This window comes from Streptomyces sp. NPDC005141 (genome assembly GCF_053599975.1).
Genome location: NZ_JBSFYW010000156.1, coordinates 1 through 1,730 on the forward strand (window position 1 = coordinate 1; position 1,730 = coordinate 1,730).

General features: G+C 67.8%; 2 protein-coding genes. One reads left to right on the plus strand and one right to left on the minus strand.

The window, feature by feature from the left end; genetic code table 11:
- Positions 1–316 (plus strand): zinc ribbon domain-containing protein (locus ACWD68_RS41805; protein ID WP_451811706.1); only part of this gene is annotated, 316 nt, incomplete at its 5' end.
- Between the two features lie 13 nt (positions 317–329).
- Here ACWD68_RS41805 and ACWD68_RS41810 read toward each other — a convergent pair.
- Positions 330–1,274 (minus strand): hypothetical protein, encoded by a 945-nt coding sequence (locus tag ACWD68_RS41810; protein WP_451811707.1) that lies wholly within the window; start codon positions 1,272–1,274, stop codon positions 330–332.
- Positions 1,275–1,730 lie beyond the last annotated feature (456 nt).

Consider the following 1,730-nt stretch of genomic DNA (forward strand, 5'->3'; position numbering starts at 1 on the left):
CAAGGCCGCTCGGTACGGGCGCACCCTCTTGAAGATCGGCCGGTTCGAGCCGACGTCTCAGACGTGCTCGCAGTGCGGCGTCAAGGAAGGCCCCAAACCACTGCACGTCCGTACCTGGGAGTGCGGAGCCTGCGGGGCCGTCCTCGATCGAGACATCAATGCGGCGGTCAACGTCGCCAAGGCCGCCGGACTGGCGGTGTCAGCCTGCGGAGCGCGGGTAAGACCGGGACTCGTCCCGGCGCAGCGCGATGAAACAGGAACCCACCCGAAGCCGCGCCCGACAACAGCGCGGCAAGCGGGAATCGCCCTCCTTTAGGTGGGCGAGGATGTCAATCGTGCATGAGTGTCGGGCTGGGCGGGGTGCGTGGGCGGACCAGCGTTCTCACCATGCCGACCCCCGCCACGACAGCGGCGAGGTGCAACACGGGGGCGACGGCGAGGTTCTCCGGTAGTTTGACATCGGCGGGGTCAGCCACCGCGACGAAGAAGGTTAGAGGCAGTTTCCAGCCGCTCCAGGCGAAGAGCGAGCCCGACCCCAGCCAGCCGAGCGCCAGCAGGAGCCGATGGGGTACCCAGGCCGGACTCTTCCAGGCGAGCGTCCAAGTGGCGGCGGCGCCGGCGAGTGCCCAGAGCGCGCCAACGCTCGTCAGCAGGTACCAGTTGATATCCCGTTCGGCAGGTCTCGCGATTCCGAGGGTGCCGCCGGCCGCCCAGTACGCCCAGACAAGACCGACGATGCCTGCGACGGCTGCCGCCCATGTCGGAACGGTGGGGGTACCGTCCCCGACCTGACGGGCGAACGCCTCCGGCCATCGCCGGCGCAGGTAGGCCGGGACCGCAAGGGCCAGCCCCAATCCCATCCCGATGAAGCTGAATTGGATCAGCGCACCTTCCCAGCCGGGCATGGAAGGGTCATCGCCCCCGCTGTCGGCCGCTGTGCCGCGCCCGACGTCGAGCACCGTACTGAGCACGGCGTACGGCAGGATCGATACCAGGAATCCCGCCCCCGTCCAGGCGCAGAAGGCCACCAGGAACCCGGGTATCCGCATGCCCCAAGGTCGGACCAGAGCGAGCGCCAAGGCGATCCCGATTCCCGCCATGCCTATGGTCACCGTGTTGAGGAGTACCCAACCGGCCAGGGTGAAACCCTCCCCGATCGGTGCCAGGCCCAGCAGAGAGCCGGCAACCCACGCCACCTTGATCAACAAATAGGGTGATAGCGCCAGGGCCGCCCCGTACCCTGCGAACCTCCCGACCCGGTCCCAGCGTTCCACCTGGACGCCCCTTCCTCGGCAAGGACTCCAGCCTTGCGCATCGCCCATCCGACGTGCGTCAGCTTCAGGGGGCCTCTACCTCCGTCAGACGGCGGAGCCCGTGGTCATCCTTCAGGTGGACCTTGCCTGCTCTGATCCGCATGCGCAGGTGCGGTAGTGGGGCAGGCAATGGTCAAGGGATGTGGCTTGGGTGACGGGTGATCAGGCTGCAGCGACCTCGGGACGAAGGCGAGCGGACTTCCCGCCCTGGCGGACGATCTACGGATTCTCCCTGTCACCGGGTTCCTCCGAGGATGCCTCGGCCTTCGGGCCGGGGAGGAATCGGACTCCTGCGGAGCAGGGCAGGAAGCGGGATTTCGCCCCAGGGCGAAACACCGTCCCCCTGATTGGGTAGGGTGCACGCCGTGCGGTGCGAGAACCAAGCGCGCACACCGTGCTGATCGAGAGCCAAGACAG